Annotated in this window: 13 protein-coding genes; 6 read left to right on the top strand and 7 right to left on the bottom strand. The window is 70.1% G+C overall.

The features are described 5' to 3' along the window. Window positions 1–46 precede the first annotated feature (46 nt). Complete coding sequence (locus tag AC1D2H_RS28920) at window positions 47–1,234, bottom strand: M24 family metallopeptidase (RefSeq protein ID WP_478013285.1); 1,188 nt, start codon at window positions 1,232–1,234, stop codon at window positions 47–49. 20 nt (window positions 1,235–1,254) lie between these two features. Between AC1D2H_RS28920 and AC1D2H_RS28915 the strand changes: the two genes are divergently transcribed. After that, window positions 1,255–2,016: an AraC family transcriptional regulator gene (locus AC1D2H_RS28915; protein WP_478013284.1), complete on the top strand. Its 762-nt coding sequence runs from the start codon at window positions 1,255–1,257 to the stop codon at window positions 2,014–2,016. On the opposite strand, the gene AC1D2H_RS28910 is transcribed toward AC1D2H_RS28915, so the two are convergent. From AC1D2H_RS28910 to AC1D2H_RS28900, 3 genes are all read right to left on the bottom strand, one after another. Further along, window positions 2,013–4,094, bottom strand: coding sequence for a prolyl oligopeptidase family serine peptidase (locus tag AC1D2H_RS28910; RefSeq protein WP_478013283.1), 2,082 nt, complete (start codon window positions 4,092–4,094; stop codon window positions 2,013–2,015). The genes AC1D2H_RS28915 and AC1D2H_RS28910 overlap by 4 nt on opposite strands. Further along, the gene (locus AC1D2H_RS28905; RefSeq protein WP_478013282.1) at window positions 4,094–6,898 is read right to left on the bottom strand and encodes a TonB-dependent receptor plug domain-containing protein; all 2,805 of its coding nucleotides are present in this window, start codon (window positions 6,896–6,898) and stop codon (window positions 4,094–4,096) included. The genes AC1D2H_RS28910 and AC1D2H_RS28905 overlap by 1 nt, the downstream gene beginning before the upstream one ends. Before the next feature lie 177 nt (window positions 6,899–7,075). Then, complete coding sequence (locus AC1D2H_RS28900) at window positions 7,076–7,789, bottom strand: GntR family transcriptional regulator (protein ID WP_478013281.1); 714 nt, start codon at window positions 7,787–7,789, stop codon at window positions 7,076–7,078. 117 nt (window positions 7,790–7,906) lie between these two features. Between AC1D2H_RS28900 and AC1D2H_RS28895 the strand changes: the two genes are divergently transcribed. From AC1D2H_RS28895 to AC1D2H_RS28875, 5 genes are all read left to right on the top strand, one after another. Further along, on the top strand, window positions 7,907–8,803 hold the full coding sequence (locus tag AC1D2H_RS28895; RefSeq protein WP_478013280.1) for a dihydrodipicolinate synthase family protein: 897 nt from the start codon (window positions 7,907–7,909) through the stop codon (window positions 8,801–8,803). 157 nt (window positions 8,804–8,960) lie between these two features. After that, window positions 8,961–10,394 (top strand): aldehyde dehydrogenase family protein, encoded by a 1,434-nt coding sequence (locus tag AC1D2H_RS28890; RefSeq protein WP_478013279.1) that lies wholly within the window; start codon window positions 8,961–8,963, stop codon window positions 10,392–10,394. After that, a complete protein-coding gene (locus AC1D2H_RS28885; RefSeq protein WP_478013278.1) occupies window positions 10,391–11,677 on the top strand; it encodes an NAD(P)/FAD-dependent oxidoreductase in 1,287 nt (428 codons plus the stop codon). Before AC1D2H_RS28890 ends, AC1D2H_RS28885 begins: the two co-directional genes overlap by 4 nt. 62 nt (window positions 11,678–11,739) lie before the next feature. Continuing rightward, window positions 11,740–12,324, top strand: coding sequence for a methylamine utilization protein (locus tag AC1D2H_RS28880; protein ID WP_478013277.1), 585 nt, complete (start codon window positions 11,740–11,742; stop codon window positions 12,322–12,324). An 8-nt stretch (window positions 12,325–12,332) separates the two neighbouring features. After that, window positions 12,333–14,726 (top strand): putative bifunctional diguanylate cyclase/phosphodiesterase, encoded by a 2,394-nt coding sequence (locus AC1D2H_RS28875; protein ID WP_478013276.1) that lies wholly within the window; start codon window positions 12,333–12,335, stop codon window positions 14,724–14,726. On the opposite strand, the gene AC1D2H_RS28870 is transcribed toward AC1D2H_RS28875, so the two are convergent. Genes AC1D2H_RS28870 through thiL form a run of 3 tightly spaced genes read right to left on the bottom strand, consistent with a single transcriptional unit; the run spans window position 14,723 to window position 16,687 of the window. Then, window positions 14,723–15,220, bottom strand: a complete 498-nt coding sequence (locus AC1D2H_RS28870) for a CinA family protein (protein ID WP_477934942.1) — start codon at window positions 15,218–15,220, stop codon at window positions 14,723–14,725. The genes AC1D2H_RS28875 and AC1D2H_RS28870 overlap by 4 nt on opposite strands. Before the next feature lie 4 nt (window positions 15,221–15,224). Further along, window positions 15,225–15,716 (bottom strand): phosphatidylglycerophosphatase A family protein, encoded by a 492-nt coding sequence (locus AC1D2H_RS28865; RefSeq protein WP_478013287.1) that lies wholly within the window; start codon window positions 15,714–15,716, stop codon window positions 15,225–15,227. A gap of 32 nt (window positions 15,717–15,748) precedes the next feature. Then, on the bottom strand, window positions 15,749–16,687 hold the full coding sequence (gene thiL, locus AC1D2H_RS28860; RefSeq protein ID WP_478013275.1) for a thiamine-phosphate kinase: 939 nt from the start codon (window positions 16,685–16,687) through the stop codon (window positions 15,749–15,751). Between the last annotated feature and the right edge of the window lie 51 nt (window positions 16,688–16,738).

Below are 16,738 nucleotides of genomic sequence, written 5' to 3'. Positions count from 1 at the left end.
CTGGCTGCAGCGCGGTCCCGGCCAAGGTACTCCTTGGACGAGGGGCTCAACCGAACGGGAACTCCAAACTGGGGCTGGGCTGGGTGAACCAGCGCGGCCCCTGGCCCGTCATGTAGAAGTGATCTTCCAGCCGCACGCCGAAGGCACCGGGCACGACGATCATGGGCTCGTTGCTGCAGCACATGCCGATCTCCAGTGGCTGGCTGTTGCCGCGCACGAGATAGGGATGCTCGTGCAGGTCCAGCCCCACGCCATGGCCGGTGCGATGCGGCAGGCCGGGCAGTTCATAGCCCGGCCCCAGACCATGGCTCTCCAGCACCGCGCGGGCCGCGTCGTCCACGGCCTCGCAAGGCGTGCCAAGCTGGGCCGCCGCGAAGGCCGCGGCCTGGGCCTGGTGCTCGATGGCCCAGATGCGCCTCACCTCGGCGCCGGCCTGGCCGTGCACATAGGTGCGCGTCAGGTCCGAGGCATAGCCCTCGACCGAGCAGCCGCAGTCGATCAACACCACCTCGTTCTCGCCCAGGATCTGCGCGTTCTTCACGCCGTGCGGATAGCTCGTGGCCTGGCCAAACAGCACGATGCAAAAGCGCGAGCCGCCACCGCCGATGCGCCGGTGCGCTTGATCGATGAAGTCCTCGACCTCACGTGTATCCATGCCCGTGCGCAGCACCTCACGCGCGGCCTGCTGCACGCGCAGCGTCATGTCGAAGGCGCGCTGCAGCAGCGCGATCTCCGCGGGCGACTTGCGCATGCGCAGCGCGGCGATGGCCTCGCTGCCGTCCACCAGCAGCAAGCCCGGCGCGACCTGCTGCAGCCGGCTGGCGAAGTGAAAGGGCAGGCTGCCGTCCAGCGCCAGGCCGTGGCCGCCGCAGGGCAGCCCGGCCGTCAACCGTGCGAGCAGCGCCCAAGGATCCTCGTGCTCGTCCCAAAGCTGCAACGGCGCCGACAGGCCCCAGCGGTCCATCAGCGCGTCACGCTCGAAGGCGGGGGCGATGTAGAGCGCCTCGCCTTCGGCTGGCACCAGCGCGCCGAGCAGGCGCTCGCTGGGATACCAGGGCGTGCCCATGAAGTAGCGCAACGAACTGCCGGCATGCAGATAGAGGGCCTGCAGCCCTTGGTCGCGCAGCAGCGCCTGCAGCCGCCGCAGCCGCTGCCGGTACTCGTCGGGCTGGATGGGCTGCACGCCAGCGCGCAGATCGGGCAAGGCGCTCAGCGCCGCATCGAAGGAAGTCATGGTGTCCGTGGGGTGGTGGGATGAGTGAAACCGCCGAATTGCTGACGCTCGATGAAGTGGCCTACCTGGGGCAGGACGCGCTGCGCCTGCTCGAGCACCTGTTCGAGCCGCTCGACGACGTGGTGTATTTCGTGAAGGACGGCGCCGGGCGCTACCGCAGCGCCAACCGCAGCCTGTGGCGGCGCTGCGGCCTGCAGGGGCGCGAGGACTTGATGGGCCGCACCGCGCGCGACCTCTTCCCGGCGACCATGGGCGAGGCCTTCCTGGACCAGGACCGCCAGGTCATGGCCAGCGGCCAGGCCCTGCACCGCCAGCTGGAGCTGCATGTCTACCCCGACCTGCGCACCGGCTGGTGCCTGACGCACAAGCTGCCCATCCGCGACGCCGCCGGCCGCGTGGCCGGCGTGGCGGGCCTGTCGCGCGACCTCGGCCTGCCCGACCACAGCCACCCGCAGTACCAGTGCATCGCCCACATCGCCGCCTGCATCCGCACGCGCTTCGCTGAAGCCTTGCAACTGGGCGAACTGGCGCGCGACGCCGGTTTGAGCCCGGACCGCGTGGAGCGCATGTTCCACCGCGTCTTCCAGCTGACGCCGCGCGAGATGCTGGTGCAGGTGCGGGTGAACGCCGCGCGGGCGCGGCTGGCGGCGCCGCAGCCCGTCAGCATGGCCGAGCTGGCGCTGGACTGCGGCTACGCCGACCAGAGCGCCTTCACCCGCCAGTTCAAGGCCACGGTGGGCCTGACGCCATCGCACTACCGCCAGCTCCACGCCCCGCGCTAGGGCGCCGGCGGCATCAGCCGCTTCTGAAGAAAGCCGTAGCTGAGCGCCCACAGCCTCGCCTGTTGTGCTGGCGTTGACGCACCCGCATGGCCGCCCTCGGTGTTCTCCCAGTACAGCACCTCGTGGCCCTGCTCCTGCAGCCGCGCCACCATCTTGCGGGCGTGGCCGGGGTGGACGCGGTCGTCGCGCGTGGAGCTGGTGTAGAGCACCGGCGGATAGCGCTTGTCGGCCGTGGCGTTGTGATACGGCGAGTACTTGCCGATGTAGTCCCATTGCGCGGGGATGTCGGGGTTGCCGTACTCCTCGATCCACGACGCGCCGGCCAGCATCTCGTGATAGCGGCGCATGTCGGTCAGCGGCACCTGGCTGACGACGGCGCCGAACAGCTCGGGCCGCTGCACCATCGCCACCGACGTGAGCAGCCCGCCTAGGCTGCCGCCCATGATGCCGAGCTTCTCGGGCCGCGTGATGCCGCGCTTCTGCAGGTCCTCGGCAACGGCGATGAAATCGTCGAAGCTGCGCTGGCGCTGCTCGCGCAGGGCCGCCTGGTGCCAGCGCGGACCGAACTCGCCGCCACCACGCAGATTGGCCAGCACGTAGACACCGCCGCGCGCCAGCCAGGCCCGACCGAGGATGCCGTTGTAGGCCGGCCGCATCGAGATCTCGAAGCCGCCATAGCCGTAGAGCAGCGTCGGCCGGCCGCCCTCGGGCACGGGGCCGCGCGGGGCGACGATGAAATAGGGAATCAAGGTGCCGTCGGCGGACTTGGCATGCAGCTGGCGCACCTCCAGGCCCGCCGTATCGAAGAACGCGGGCAGCTGCTGCAGGACGTTTCGCTTCGCCTGCCCGACTTGCGCGGCCTCCAGCCGCGCCGGCTGCAGGAAGCTGCTGCGCGTCAGCAGGTAGCGGTTGGAGGTCCGCCCGGCCAAAGCCATGACAGACAAGCTCTCCAGCTCACCGGTGGGCACGGCGCGGCGCTGCCATTGCTGGCCGGCGGGGCGCCATTCGGTGAGGTGCTGGCGCACGTCCCGCATGCTGACGACGAGCAGGGCGTCGCGCAGCGGCACCAGGCTTTGCAGCGCGCCGTCCCGCGCCGGGTCGTGCAGCAGCGTGAACTTCGGTTTGCCGTCCAGCCAAGCCTGCAGCGGCGTGGTGATCACGGCACCCGCTGGGTAGCGTCCCCAGTCCGAGCGCAGCTCGATCAGCGCCTGATTGCCGAACAGCTGCACCTGCGCATCGTCGGGCTTGGGCAGTTCGACCAGCACTCCATCGCGCAGCAGGTACTGCTTGCCGGCGAAGAAGCTGGTGCGGCGCTCCAGCACGAACTGCTGGCGGCCGCCCAGATGCTCGCCCCAGGCCCACAGGCCGACTTCGTCGACGCCGCCCTCCAGCAGCAGCGGGGCCGAAGCCAGCAGTGCGCCGCGCTTCCACAGCTTCAACTGGCGTGGGTAGCCCGAGCGGGTCAGGCTGTCGGGCCCGAAGTCGGTGTAGACGCCCAGCGTGTCGGCATCCACCCAGCCCGCCCCGCCCTTGGCCTCGGGCAGCACGAAGCCGCCCTCGCCTGCGGAGATGAAGCGGCGCTCGACGGTGTCGAACTCGCGCAGCACATGCGCATCGCCGCCGCCGCGGCTCAAGGAGACGAGGCAGCGCCGGGCCTGGGGCGCGAGGCAGTTCGCCCCGGCCCAGACCCAGCGCTCGTCCTCGCTTTTGGCGAGCCGGTCCACGTCCAGCACGGTTTCCCACCGTGGCTGGCCTTTCAGATAGTCCTCGGGCGCGCTGCGGCGCCAGACGCCGCGCGGATGCTCCCCGTCGCGCCAGAAGTTGTAGACATGGCGGCCGAGTTGCTCAGCCGGTGCCAGCCGCGCCGGCGAGGCCATCACCTCGGCCAGCTCGGCTTCGAGCTTGGCAAAGCCGGGCGCCTGCAGCACGGGCGACAGCGTCGGCTGCTGGCTGCGCACCCAGGTCAGCGCGCGATCGCCGTCGACATCCTCCAGCCAGCGGTAGGGGTCGGGCATGTCGGCGGGCGGTGTCGCCGCCGCCGCGAGATTCGCGACCAGGATCAGTGCGAAGGCGCGCATCAGAACTTCACCTCCGCGCTGACCTTCAGCACGCGGCCATTCAGGTTGGGCAGGCCGGCCGGGCGGCGGAACACGGCCGGCTGCTCGTTGAAGGCGTTGAAGAGATTGGCCGACAGCGTCCAGTTCTTCAGGCCGCTGTACTGCAGCCACAGGTCGGTGCTGGTCCAGCTGCTGACGCGGCAGTGGCTCTCGGGCTCACCGCGGTCGGCGCAGCCCTGGGACTGGTAGTAGTCGTCGTCCCATTCGTCCCAGGCCAGCTTGGTGGCGCTGCTGTAGTTGACGCGGCTGCCCAGCTTCCAGTCGCCGCGGGTCCAGTTGGCCTTGAGCACGGCGCGCTCGCGCGGCACGCCGTTGTAGCCGATGCGGTTCGGGCGATAAGCATTGGCATCCGTGTCCCAGTACAGCAGCCGGGACTGGATGTTGGCCTCCAGGTTGACATCCAGCCGGCCCCACTCACCCAGGCCCCAGCGGCTGCGCAGGTCGATGTCGAAGCCGCTGACCTGGGTCTTGTAGAGGTTGCGGTACTGCAGCCGCATGGTACGGATGGGACCGGCCTGGAAGGCGATGGTCTGGCCGGTCAGCTCCTTGGCGCGTTGCGACCAGAGCCCGTCCTGCACGGAGACAGCGTCGCGCGGGACCAGACCGGGGTTCTGGCCCTCGTTCTGCAGGATCTGCGTGATGTCCGGCGTGCCGATCTCGTCGCGGCGCTTGATGTTGTAGTAGTCGATGGAGACGCTGACGTTGTCGAGTGCCTGCACCACGAGGCCCACCGAGGCGTTGTTGGAGCGCTCGGGCTTCAGGTCGGGGTTGGGCGTGACGCTGGAGGGGAAGCTGACCGAGCAGCCCGAGTTGAAGGCCAGGTTGGCTTCGATCTGGTCGGCGGCGTTGCCGGTCTTGAGCGCATCGCGCAGCGTACGGGCGGTGTCGCAGCGCTTGGGGTCGTTGAGGCTGTTGTTGAACCAGGAGGCGCCGCCGTTGCCGGTCTCGGGCAGGCTGGGCGCGCGGAAGCCCTGGGTCAGCGTGCCACGCAGCAGCAGGGCCTTCGTCGGCCGGAAGGCCAGTTGCAGCTTGGGCGTGATGGCACCGAAGCCGTCGAAGACCTTGTCACCGCGCAGGGCCAGCGTGGCCTCCAGCTCTTTGGTGATGGGGGCCGCGAACTCGGTGAAGACGGCCGCCGTGTTGCGCTTGCCCTCGATATTGACGCCCGAGAAGCCGACGATGCGCGCCTGCAGGATGTTGTCCATGCTGCGGTGGAAGAACTCCTCGTGGCGCAGCTCGGCGCCCACGGCCATCATCAGCGGACCGGCCGGCAGCTGGGCGATCTCGCGCGAGCCCTTGAAGTCGGCGAACTGCTGGCGGTAGTGGCCCGTGGAGCCCATCTCCGGGAACATCTTGTTCAGCACATCGGCCGAGTTGACCTGGCCGAACTTGTAGGCCCCGCTGGTGATGGCGTCGGCATAGCCGAAGCGGTCCAGGTAGAGATGCTGGCGCTGTGTGGCGCGCGAGCCCATGTCGCCGACGGCGGTGTCGATATCCCAACCGGCAAGCAGGCCTTCGACGCCCATCACCAGCCGGTGGTCGAAGGAGGCGCCGACGTTCTTGAACATCTCCGGGTTGTCGGTGAAGCGGTAGGCCAGCGTGACCGGGAAGTCATACGGGTTCTGCGGGTGTCCCACCGGCAGCGCCGGATGGCTGAAGCTCTGCAGCTCGCCCTTCAGCGAGTCGTACCAGGTCGACGTCGTGCCCGCGGCCTGGCTGCGCGGCACATTGGTGTAGTACTTGGCCTGGATGTCGGCGAACTGCAGCTCGGTGAAGGCCGTCAGGTCCTTGTTGATCTTGTAGCGCCCACCGAGCATGCCAGTCAGGCGGTCCGTCGCGGGGCGGGCGTCGCTGTCCTTCCAGTAGTCGTAGAGGCAGACGCCGCCAACCAGGTTCTCCGGCGCGCAGCCCGGGGCCGGCGTCGTGAAGCTCTTGCCGGCGAGTGCCGGGTCCTTGTAGTTGGCCGGGTAGCGGCCGGTGTAGTTGCCGGGGAAGGAGCCGGACGAGAGCTGCAGGCGGGCGGGGTTCTGCTCCGTGTACCAGCCGGGCAGCAGCGGGCGCACGTCCGAGTCCTTGTAGCTGCCGCGCTGGTAGAGCTCCAGGTGGCCGTAGACGTTGTAGCCGTCGTCCTCCAGGCTGCCGTGGCCCACCGTGACCGAGCCCGACTTGTCCTTGGCCAGGAAGCTGCGCCGCAGCGACTGCTGGGCGCTGACGGCCAGGCCGACGCCGCGGAAGTCCTTGCTCGTGATGATGTTGATGACGCCGCCGATGGCGTCCGAGCCGTAGATGGCCGAGGCGCCATCCTTAAGGATCTCGACGCGCTCGATGAGGTTGGCGGGGATGGCGTCGATGTTGCTGAAGTTCAGCTGCAGGCCGTCGGCGAAGCCATAGCTCGTCAGGCGCCGGCCGTTGAGCAGCGTCAGCGTGCCGCCGGTGCCCAGGTTGCGCAGCGACACGCCCGAGGCGCCGCTGGCCCAGGAGTTGGCGCCGCCCAGGTCGCTGAGGGCACGACCGTCGTTGTCGGTCAGGTTGCCCAGCACGTCGCCGACGGTCAGAGCGCCCGAGGCCTTGATCTCGTCGCGCGAGATCGTCAGCAGCGGCTGCGAGGTCTCGGCGTCAGTGCGCTTGATGTTGGAGCCGGTGACGACGACGCGGTCCAGCTTGTGGTCCTTGGCGTCGGCTGGCGCCTGCTGGGCCTGAGCGGCCAGTGCTTGCAGCGCGATGGCGATGGCCAGGGTGCTGCGCGTGAATTGCGGTGTCTTCAAGGGGACCTCTTAGTCTGGTGGGGTCGAAGTGCCACCAGAAACCCCCTGGCGGCCGACACACCGGACGTTAGAAATCCGCCGCGAGAACGTCTTGAACCGCACCGCTTGGTCGGCGCGGAAATCGGCACAAGGGCCGCGATCCTCGGGAAGTCCCCGAGATGTCTCGGGACGAAGAAATCAGGCGGCGCGAACGCGGCGCTTCTTCGGCGCGGCCGGCTCTGCCTCCTGGGCCTGCATATAGGCCGAGTAGCGCTCGCAGGCGCCCAGGATGTGCTGGCGCGTCAGGCGCGCCGCCGTCTTGGCGTCGCCCGCCACGCAGGCCTCCAGGATGGCCAGATGCTCGGCACGCGCCTGGGCTCGGCCGTCGGTCAGTTGCAGCTGGTCGACGAGGTAGCGCTCGGTGCGGTCCAGCGCTGCCACCGCGGCTTGCAGATGGTGGGGCATATCCGCCTTGGCATAGAGAGCGCAGTGGAAGTCGCGGTTCAGCTCGCCCCAGCGCACCGGGTCGCTCTCCTTGGAGAAGGCCTGGCAACGCTTCTTGGCCTCGGCCAGCGCGCCGGCCTGCAGACGCGGCACGGCGTTCAGAATCAGCTCGCCTTCCAGCAGCGCGCGAAAGCGGCACAGCTCCTCGACCTCGGCGCGGCTGTGCCCGGCCACGGTGTAGCCGTGATAGCGCTTGATCTGCACCAGGCCGTGCTGCTCCAGGCGGTTCAGCGCCTCGCGCACGGGGATGCGGCTGGTATGCAACTGGCGCGCCAGCTCCTCCTGGCGCAGCGGCTCGCCGTCCTTGAACTGGCCCGTGATGATGGCGCGGTGCAGGGCCTCGTAGACCTGGTCGCCCGCCGAAGGGCCGGGTGTGGTGCGTGCGAGCATGAGGGGCGTGTCGGGCATGCCACCATTGTGAACCGGCACCCCGTGCGGTCGGCAGGATTGGATCCAACCTTGCAAATTGGATCCAATATGCAATATGCTGCGCGCCAGTCATCACCCAACCGGAGTACCCACACCATGTGGCAAGGCGTCTTTCCCGCAGTCACCACCAAGTTCAACGAAGACGGCAGCCTGGACGCTGCCGAGATGCAGCGCTGCTTCGCGCTGCAGATGGCGGCCGGCTGCGACGGCCTGATCGCCTGCGGCTCGCTCGGCGAAGGCCCCATGCTCAGCCACGACGAGCGCCTGCAGGTGTTCCGCCTGGCCAAGGAAGTTGCGGGCAAGAAGCCCGCGCTGCTGACCGTGGCCGAGGCGGGCACGCGTGAAGCCTGCGCCCTGGCCGAGAAGGCCGCCCGCGCCGGCGCCGACGGCCTGATGGTGGTGCCCAGCACCATCTATCACACCGACGTGCGCGAAACGGCCACCAACCTGCGTGCCATCGCCGCTGCTGCCGACCTGCCGGTGATGATCTATTCCAACCGCATCGCCTACCGTGTCGATGTGACGACCGATCTGCTGGAGGAACTGGCCGACGACCGCCGCTTCGTCGCGGTCAAGGAAAGCAGCGACGACATCCGCCGCAGCACCGAGATCCTGACCCGGCTGGGTGACCGCTACGCCGTCTTCACCGGCGTCGACAACCTGGCTTTCGAGGCGCTGTGCGCCGGCGTGCAGGGTTGGGTGGCGGGTCTGGTCGTCGCCTTCCCGGCCGAGACGGTGGCCGTCTACCGCCTCGTCAAGGCCGGCCGGCTGGCCGAGGCGCTGGCCATCTACCGCTGGTTCCGCCCGCTGCTGGACCTGGACGTGTCGAGCTATCTGGTGCAGAACATCAAGCTGGCCGAAGCCCTGGCCATCCAGTCCAACGAGCGCGTGCGCGCCCCGCGCCTGCCGCTGGCCGGCGAGCGCCGCGCCCAGGTCGAGGCCGTCATCCACAAGGCGCTGGCCACGCGCCCCAAGCTGCCTGAGAGGCTGTGAACAAACCCCACACGCCCGCTCCTCCCGCCGCAACGCCGCCACTCGGCGTTGCAAATGCTCGCCGTAGCAGCGGCTACGGCTGCGCTTTGCGCCTTGATTGGCGACGCCGCGACGGCCTGCTCGGCCGCGTGGAGTTCATTCACAGCCTCTTCTGATCATGCAATTCCGCAGCCTGATTGCCGGCCAGTGGTGGCCGGGCGGCACGCCCGTGCCCAACGAGAACCCGTCCGACCTCGCCGATCCCGTCGGCACGGCCTTCGAGACCGATGCGGCCGGCGTGCAGGCCGCGATCGCCGCCGCCGCCGAGGCCGCGCCCGTCTGGGCCGCCAGCGGGCCGCAGCAACGCGCGGACGTGTTGGACCGCATCGCCACCGAGATCCTGGCCCGCCGCGAAGAGCTCGGCCGGCTGCTGGCGCGCGAGCTGGGCAAGACCCTGGCCGAGGCCATCGCCGAGGTCGGCCGCGCCGGCCAGATCTTCAAGTTCTTTGCCGGCGAGGCGTTGCGCCAGGCCGGGCAGTTGCTGGACTCGGTGCGGCCGGGCGTGCGCGTCGAGGTCACGCGCGAGCCACTGGGCGTCGTCGGCCTGATCACGCCCTTCAACTTCCCGCTCGCCATTCCCGCGTGGAAGGTGGCCCCGGCACTGGCCTACGGCAATGCCCTGGTGCTCAAGCCCGCCGAGCGCACGCCGGCCAGCGCCTGGGCCCTGGCCGACATCGTGCAGCGCTCGGGCCTGCCGCCCGGCGTCTTCAACCTGGTGCTTGCGCGCGGCGCCGTGGCAGGACCGCTGCTGGTGGACAGCCCGCAGGTCGCGGCCATCAGCTTCACCGGCTCGCAGGCCGTGGGACGGCGCCTCGCGGCCGACTGCGGCCTCAGGCTGAAGAAGCTGCAGCTCGAGATGGGCGGCAAGAACCCGCTGCTGGTGCTGGACGACGCCGACCTCGACCAGGCCGTGAACTGCGCTGTGCAGGGCGCCTTCTATTCGACCGGCCAGCGCTGCACGGCCTCGAGCCGCCTCATCGTCACGGCCGGCATCGCGGCGCGCTTTCGCGACGCCCTTATCAAGGCCACGCGGGCCCTGCGCGTCGGCCATGCGCTCGACGCGCAGACGCAGGTCGGCCCCTGCGCCGATGCCGCGCAACGCGAGGTCGTCGAGCGCGAGATCGAGGCCGCGCTGGCCGAGGGCGCCGAGGTGCTCTGCGGCGGCGAGCGCCCGATGCGGCCGACGATCGGCCATTTCCTGGCTCCGGCCCTGTTGATGCCCGCGCGGCCCGGCACACGGCTGGACCGCGTCGAGGCGTTCGGCCCGCTGGCCAGCCTGACGGTCGTGCCCGACTTCGAGGCCGGTCTGGCAATGGCGAACGACACCGAATTCGGCCTGGCCGCGGGCGTCTGCACACAGTCGCTCAAGCACGCCGAGGCCTTCCGCCGCCGCGCCCAGGCCGGGCTGGTGATGGTCAACCTGCCCACGGCCGGCGTGGACTATCACGTGCCCTTTGGCGGCCGCAAGGCGAGCAGCCTGGGCTCGCGCGAACAGGGCAGCATGGCGGCCGAGTTCTACACGACGGTCAAGACGGGCTACCTTCAGGCATGACAAACGCCGACTGGGAACAGCTGCCGCCGCTGGAGGGCGGCATGCGTTCGGTGCAGACGCTGGTGATTGGCGGCGGCATCATCGGCCTGGCTTGCGCGCTGCGCCTGCAGGCCGCTGGCCAGCAGGTGCTGCTGATCGAGCGCGAGCGGCTGGCCGCCGGCGCCAGCCGCGGCAATGCCCGCGCGCTGGCTTTCTCGGACGTGCTGCCGCTGGCCTCGCCCGGCATCCTGCGCCAGGCGCCGCGCTGGCTGCTCGACCCGCTCGGACCGCTGAGCCTGCGGCCGGCCTATGCGCCGGCCATGCTGCCCTGGCTGTGGCAGTTCTGGCGCGCCAGCCGCACAGCCCGCGTGGCCGCCAGCACCCAGGCCCAGGCCGCGTTGCTGGCGCAGTCGGCCGACGAGTGGCCGGCGCTGTTGCGGCTGGCCGGCGCCGAGGACCAGTTGCGCGACGGCGGCAATCTGCATCTCTACGTCTCCGAAGCCCAATGGCGCGCGGCACAACCCGGCTGGGCGCAGCGAGCCGAGCATGGCGTCGCCTACCAAAACCTCGAGGGCAGCGAGAGCCTCGCCGCACTGCAGCCCGGCCTGAGTCCGGCGCTGCGGCATGGCGTCTTTGTGCCGCACTGGCAGACCGTCGACGACCCACTGCGCTTGTGCCAGAGCCTCGCCCAGGCCTTCATCGCCCGCGGCGGCCGCTTGGCGCGCGCTCAAGCACAGGCACTGTTGCCCGAGGCCCGCGGCCTGCTGCTGCAACTGGGCGACGGCTCGCCGCTGCTGGCGCAGCGCGTGCTGCTATGCGCCGGGCCCTGGTCGCACCAGTTGGCGGCCAGCCTGGGCGAGCGCTTTCCGCTCGAAACCGAGCGCGGCTACAACACCACGCTGCCGCCCGGCGCCTTCGCGCTGCAGCGGCAGCTGACCTTCCCCGGCCATGGCTTCGTCGTCACGCCGATTGCCGGTGGCGTGCGCGTGGGCGGCGCCGTGGAGTTCGCCGGGCTGCAGGCGCCGCCCAACTACGCCCGCGCCGACGCGATGCTGGCCCAGGCCCGTCGCTTCCTGCCCGGCCTGCACACCGAGGGCGGCACGCAGTGGATGGGCTGCCGGCCTTCGCTGCCAGACTCGCTGCCCGTCATCGGCCCCTCGCCGGCCGACGGCCGGCTGTTCTACGCCTTTGGTCACGGGCATCTGGGACTGACACAGGCGGCCGCGACGGCACAGCTGGCGGCGGCCTGGGCGACGCAGCAGGACTTGCCACCCGCGGCCTTCGCGCCGCAACGGTTTCTCTAGGGCCAGTTCCGGCTGTCCGCCTTGCGCGATTCGGCTATCGTCGGGGTGGGAGTTCCTCCGCCATGACCCTTCGCCGTCTCGCCACCCTGTCGCTCGCCCTGAGTCCCCTCGCTGTGCACGCCGTGCCCGTCACCGTGCAGCTGCGCGGCGCCAATGGCCAGCCGCTGGCCAACGCGGCGGTGGCAGTCGAAGTCAAGGGTCGCACCGGCAAGGCCACCACGGCCAAGGCCGAGATGGGCCAGCGCGACCGCCAGTTCACGCCCCAGCTGCTTGTCGTGCAGACGGGCACGGCGGTGAACTTCCCGAACTTCGACACGGTGCGGCATCACGTCTATTCGTTCTCGCCCATCAAGGTCATCGACATCAAGCTCTATTCGGGCACGCCGGCCGAGCCCGTCGTGTTCGACAAGCCCGGCGTCGCGACGCTGGGCTGCAACATCCATGACCGCATGAGCGCCCACATCGTCGTCGTCGACACGCCGACCTTCGGGCGCACCGACGACAAGGGCCAGGTGGCGTTCGACCTGCCGGCGGGCGAGCACGTCGTCAAGGCCTGGCACAGCGGCCAGAAGTCGCCCAATCTGCAGAGCGTCAAGCTCGACGTACCGGCGGGCGGGGGCACCATGGCCCTGACCCTCGCCGAGTAACGCCCCCAATGCGCTGGCCAGCCTGGCTGAATCTGCGCCGCCTCGAGGGGCGCATCGTCGCCCTCTTCCTGGCGCTGCTGCTGGTCGTCCAGCTGGTCAGCTTCGGCGCCATCCACGCCAGCATCACGCACAACGCCGACGAATCGCTGGCCGCCGAGCTGCAGACCGGCGAGCGTGTGCTGCGCCGCCTGCTCGACCAGCGCGCCGGCAAGCTGCGCGACGCGGCCGAGCTGCTGGCCAAGGACTATGGTTTTCGCAGCACGGTCGGCCTGTCGCTGGCCGAGGCCGGCACCGTCGAGACCATCAAGGATGCCCTCGTCAACCAGGGCGAGCGCGTCGGCGCGTCGGTGGTCGCCTATTTCGACGACGGGCAGCACCTCGTGGCCGCCACGCGCGACGGTGCGGCAGCCTTCGGCACGGCCCTCAACCAGTTGGTGACCAGCAAGGACGGCGCCGCTCTCGTCGTGCAGGGCAACCAGGTCTACCAGGTGGTGGCCGTGCAGGTGCGCACGCCGGCGCCGGTGGGCTGGGTGCTGATGGCCTTCGCACTGGACCGCGAGGTGCTGGACGACCTGCGCGCGCTGTCCGAACTGCAGAGCGTCGTGCTGCTGCAAAGCCCGGCCCAGCCCTGGCAGGGCATCGTCGGCAACCTCGACGAAGGCGCGGCCGCGGCCCTGCGCGCCGGCCTGGGCAGCGCGGCACCGGCCGGCGGCATCCTGGAACTGGCCGGCGAGCGCATGCGCGCCCGCTTCGTGCCGCTGATCGGCGGCGAGCAGCCGCTGGGCGTGATGCTGCTGCGCTCGCTGGACGTGGCGCTGGCGCCCTATCAGCAGCTGCAGCTCGTGCTGCTCGGCCTGACGGTGCTGGGCGTCGTCGTCTTCGCCCTCGTCAGCGTGCTGCTGGCGCGCGGCATCAGCGGCCCCATCACCGCGCTGTCGGCCTCGGCCAGGCGGCTGGAACGCGGCGACTACGACACGCCCGTGCCAGCCACCTCGAGCCTGGAAGAGGTGCACAAGCTGGCCCTGGCGCTGGAGAGCATGCGCGAGGGCATCCGCCGCCGTGACGCCCTGGTCAACAACCTGGCTTACGTCGACCAGCTGACGCTGCTGCCCAACCGCGCCCGTTTTGCCGAGTTCCTGCAGCACCACCTGACCAACAGCGACACGCCCGGCGCCGTGCTGATGCTGGACCTGGACCGCTTCAAGCATGTCAACGATGTGCTTGGGCATGATGTCGGCGACCGCCTGCTGCAAAGCGTGGCCGAGCGCCTGCAGGCGCTGTGTGCGCCGGCGCATTCCGTGCTCGCGCGGCTGTCGGGCGACGAGTTCGCCGTGCTGCTGGCCCACACCGATGCCCACGCCGCCAGCGAGGCGGCCCTGGCCATCCTGAAGGACTTCGAGCGGCCGCTGCAGATCGACAACGAAACCATCGACCTCGGTGCCGGCATCGGCATCGCCCTCTTTCCCGAGCATGGCCACGACGTCAACCTGCTGCTCGGCCGCGCCGAGCTGGCCATGTACGCGGCCAAGACCCGCCAGTGCGGCAGCCTGATCTATCACGCCCAACTGGACGCCGGCAGCCAGGAGTCGCTGTCCCTGCTGACCGAGCTGCGCCACGCCGTCGAGCAGGACGAGCTGCGCCTGTATCTGCAGCCCAAGATCGACCTGCAGCACGGCAGGATCCTCGGCGCCGAGGCGCTGGTGCGCTGGCAGCATCCGACGCGCGGCCTGGTGCCGCCGATGCAGTTCATCCCGTTTGCGGAGCAGACCGGTTTCATCCGCCTGCTCAGCGCCTGGGTGCTGTCCAACGCGGCCAGGTTCGCGCGCCAGGCGGCAGACGCCGGCCTGACGTTGCGGCTGTCGGTCAACCTGTCCACGCGCGACCTGATGGACCAGGACCTGCCGGCCAAGATCGAGGCCATGCTGACGCCGCTGGACGTGCCGGCCAGCTCGCTGTGCCTGGAGATCACCGAGAGCGCCATCATGGACGACCCCGAGCGGGCCCTGTCCACGCTGGAGCATCTGCATGCCATGGGCTTCAAGCTGTCCATCGACGACTTCGGCACCGGCTATTCGTCGCTGGCCTATCTGAAGCGCCTGCCGGTGGATGAGCTGAAGATCGACAAGAGCTTCGTCATGGCGATGGAGCGCGACCTCGACGACGCGCGCATCGTGCGCTCGACCATCGAGCTCGCCCACAACCTCGGGCTGAGCGTCGTCGCCGAGGGCCTGGAGACCGTCAAGGCCTGGGCCATGCTGGCCCGCCTGGGTTGCGACGAGGGCCAGGGCTATTACATCTGCAAGCCCATGCCGCAGGAGCAGTTCATCGCCTGGGCCGGGAGCTGGCAGCCACCCGACACCTCGGCCGTCACGACCGAGAGCGTCATCGCCAAACTCGGCTAGTTATCGCGGTCCTCGAGGGCTTCGCACAGCGCGGTGAGCCCCGCCGTCACCGTCTGCAGGCGCACCGCCTGGCGGTCGCCCGAGAAGTTCTCTCGCCAGACCTGGGCCGGCCGCCCCGCATGCACCAGCGCCAGCCAGACCGTGCCGACCGGCTTGGCCTCGCTGCCACCCGTGGGGCCGGCGACGCCGGTGACGGCCAGCGCCCAGTCGATGGGGGCATGGGCGAGCAACCCGCGCGCCATGTGCTCAGCCACTTCGGCGCTGACCGCGCCGTGCAGCGCCATCAGGCCCTTGGGCACACCCAGCAACTCGGCCTTGGCCTCGTTGCTGTAGCTGACGACGCCGCGCTCGAACCAGGCGCTGGAGCCGGCCAGGCTGGTGCAGGCCGCGGCGATGAGGCCGCCGGTGCAGCTCTCCGCCGTGCCGATGTGTTCACGCCGCTGGATCAAGGCCACGGCGATGCGGTCGATCAGTTCGTAGTCGTCGGCAAACATGGCATCACCCCAGGAGATAGCGGTAGAGCGCAATGACGGCAAGCGTACAGCCGGCCGCAACGAAGTCGTCGAACAGGATGCCCCAGCCCTGGGCCCAGCTGACGGGCGCGCCGCGCTCGCCCTTGAAGAGACGGTCCGCCCAGCCCACCGGTCCGGGCTTGGCGGCGTCGAAGAAGCGGAACAGCCCGAAGGCGACGAGCTGGCCGAGCCATCCCGTGGGCGCGATCAGCCACAGGATGAGCCAGAAGGCCAGCACCTCGTCCCAGACGATGGAGCCGGGATCGGGCGTGTTCATGTCGCGCGCCGTGCGCGTGCAGGCCCACCAGCCGACGACAGTGCCAACACCGATCAGCAGCGCCCATGACAGGTCGGTCAGCCACGGCGAAATCAGCAGGAACACGCCCCATGCCCACAGCGTGCCGAAGGTGCCGGGCGCCTTTGGGCTCAGGCCGCTGCCGAAGCCCAGTGCGATCCAGCGCGCCGGGTGGCGCAGCATGAAGCTCACGGTCGGGCGAACAGGTGCACCGCTCATGACTTGAAGTGGTCGAAGGAGCGCAGGCCATGCTCGACCGCCGTGCCACGGGCATCGACGACGCGCAATCCCGGCTCGGCCTGGATGACGCCAATGCGCGTCAGCGCCACACCCACTTCGGGCAATACGGCACCGGCCGCCGCCGTGAAGACCAGTTCGTAGTCATCGCCGCCGGCCAGCAGGCATTCGCGCTGCAACGCCAACGGCTGCGCGGCCAGCACCTCGCTGCGCGGCAGCGCATCCACATCGAGACGCGCACCCACACGCGAGGCCGCGAGGATGTGGCCGAGGTCGCCCAGCAGGCCGTCCGACACGTCGATGGCCGAAGTCGCAATGCCGCGCAGCGCCTGGCCGAGCGCGACGCGTGGCGTCGGCAGCTCCATGGCGGCCCGCACGTGGTCAAAGCCGGCGCCCTCCGACGCCACCGTGCCGCGGAACACCTCCAGCGCCAGGCGCGCATCGCCCAGCCGCCCCGACACCCAGATCTCGTCGCCCACCCGCGCGCCGCTGCGCAGCAGGGCCTGCCCCGGCGGCGCCTCGCCGAAGACGGTGATGCAGATATTCAGCGGTCCCTGCGTCGTGTCGCCGCCGATCAGCGGGCAGGCATGGGCGTCGGCCAGGGCCCAAAGCCCACGGGCGAAACCGGCCAGCCAGGCTTCGTCAACACGCGGCAGGGCCAGGGCCAATGTGAAGCCTCGCGGCGTCGCGCCGCAGGCGGCCAGGTCGCTCAGGTTGACGGCCAGCGCCTTGTGGCCGAGCCGCGCCGCGTCGACCGTCGACAGGAAATGCCGGCCTTCGACCAGCATGTCGCTGGAAACCAGCCAGCGCGCGCCCGGCGTGGCCACGAGCACGGCGCAGTCGTCGCCCACGCCCACCTCGACACCACCGCCCGCGGGGCGCTGGAAATAGCGCCGGATCAGATCAAACTCGCCCATGGCCGCGATTAGACCTTGTGGAGATCCACAGCGACCCGGCCTGCCCTCGGT

This window comes from Roseateles sp. P1_C1_2, from assembly GCF_056406535.1.
This window is presented reverse-complemented; position numbering and strand designations above follow the sequence as displayed.

Excerpts from the sequence above, each read along its gene's own strand:
- AC1D2H_RS28920 (WP_478013285.1), bottom strand. The coding sequence starts at position 1,234 with ATGACTTCCTTCGATGCGGCGCTGAGCGCCTTGCCCGATCTGCGCGCT.
- AC1D2H_RS28915 (WP_478013284.1), top strand. The coding sequence starts at position 1,255 with ATGAGTGAAACCGCCGAATTGCTGACGCTCGATGAAGTGGCCTACCTG.
- AC1D2H_RS28910 (WP_478013283.1), bottom strand. The coding sequence starts at position 4,094 with ATGCGCGCCTTCGCACTGATCCTGGTCGCGAATCTCGCGGCGGCGGCG.
- AC1D2H_RS28900 (WP_478013281.1), bottom strand. The coding sequence starts at position 7,789 with ATGCCCGACACGCCCCTCATGCTCGCACGCACCACACCCGGCCCTTCG.
- AC1D2H_RS28895 (WP_478013280.1), top strand. The coding sequence starts at position 7,907 with ATGTGGCAAGGCGTCTTTCCCGCAGTCACCACCAAGTTCAACGAAGAC.
- AC1D2H_RS28890 (WP_478013279.1), top strand. The coding sequence starts at position 8,961 with ATGCAATTCCGCAGCCTGATTGCCGGCCAGTGGTGGCCGGGCGGCACG.
- AC1D2H_RS28885 (WP_478013278.1), top strand. The coding sequence starts at position 10,391 with ATGACAAACGCCGACTGGGAACAGCTGCCGCCGCTGGAGGGCGGCATG.
- AC1D2H_RS28880 (WP_478013277.1), top strand. The coding sequence starts at position 11,740 with ATGACCCTTCGCCGTCTCGCCACCCTGTCGCTCGCCCTGAGTCCCCTC.
- AC1D2H_RS28875 (WP_478013276.1), top strand. The coding sequence starts at position 12,333 with ATGCGCTGGCCAGCCTGGCTGAATCTGCGCCGCCTCGAGGGGCGCATC.
- AC1D2H_RS28870 (WP_477934942.1), bottom strand. The coding sequence starts at position 15,220 with ATGTTTGCCGACGACTACGAACTGATCGACCGCATCGCCGTGGCCTTG.
- AC1D2H_RS28865 (WP_478013287.1), bottom strand. The coding sequence starts at position 15,716 with ATGCTGCGCCACCCGGCGCGCTGGATCGCACTGGGCTTCGGCAGCGGC.
- thiL (WP_478013275.1), bottom strand. The coding sequence starts at position 16,687 with ATGGGCGAGTTTGATCTGATCCGGCGCTATTTCCAGCGCCCCGCGGGC.